This is a genomic window from Pararhizobium sp. P1_E7 (assembly GCF_056405855.1).
Window position 1 is genome coordinate 1 of sequence record NZ_JBFUBH010000220.1, and the last position, 1,163, is coordinate 1,163.

The window sequence follows — 1,163 nt, forward strand, 5'->3', positions numbered from 1 at the left end:
CGATTGCTCGGATGGCCCTTKGACTTAGCTCGCAGTTTCGCGCGATGCTCGCGATCTGAAAGCGCAGGAAGTCAGGAGCATCTTCCCGAATGGAAATCTCCGGCTCAGTCCCTCTGTATCCATGTCTATCGGAAAAGAATCGGTTCATTTGGCCTCCTTCATAGCATCTCCCGTAAAGGATGTGCTCATTTTGAGTTCAGGAAAGCAACCGAATCTGCATATCTTGAGAGAAGCTTCGACGAGGTCCAACAATACAGGGAAATGTCACCTTCGATCCGCTTGCATTCGCAGAGCCGGTGCTGAATCCTGAAATCGCCGAGATTCTCGATCTGGAAAGCGGCGAATTCTCCGATGTCGCCACGTTCATTTCAGAAAGGCGTTATGATCGACTGGTCGACGAGCGCGTTTCGATACGCGAGAATTTGGCGAACAGCGCACGATTTGGCTGTGCACTCTGCGCAACGCCGGTTTATCTGGTCGCCTCGCCCGAGAAGCCGAGAAGCCGAGAAGCGTTTTTTCTTCAGGCATCGCCGCGAGGATGGGTCTTGCCCCTCAATCGCTCGATCGGCATTGGCGCGCCACGAAATTCGGGCATTGAAGTACGATGGGCAGCGCGAGAGCTGTGCCCATCGAACAATCAAAGAGCGTGTTATCCGAAGCCTGGCATGCGATCCCTCCAACAGCGAGATCCTTTCGGAAAGGCAGTGGCGCTCGACTCGAGATCCTGGCAGCCGTCGACAACCAGATGTTCAGGTGGAAAGGGCGAGGGAGATGTGCGTCCTATAAGTGCGTTCGTGAGAACACACTACGAGCTCTCTCAAGGTGACGTCTCAAGTTGGGTCATGGCCTCATTGAATTTTTGAAAAGCGACGATCACCTGATCAACAGCAAAGTCGAGCGCTCTGCCGTAACCGTCATTCGTCAGGCTGTTGTCAAAGCCGAGCGACTCTAGGGCTTTTAGACAGTCTCCTGGCGTCTCATGTGCATCTGCGATTCGAAGATCATTGTTGACGAACAACGGGGCCATATCGGAGTTGCGCGCCTTCCAATTAATATCCTTGGCACAATCCCGAAAGCCATCCAGATCGTCACCCCTGTTATTGAGGCCTGAAATCAGGTTCAGCACAGCTTCCATGAGTTTGAGTGTACGAAGGTCTTTAAAC

Annotated in this window: 1 pseudogene; it reads right to left on the reverse strand. The window is 52.9% G+C overall.

The annotated features are described in order from the left end of the window. Positions 1–817: 817 nt before the first annotated feature. Positions 818–1,163 (reverse strand): annotated as a pseudogene (locus AC1D17_RS29050) (hypothetical protein); the annotation flags it as partial.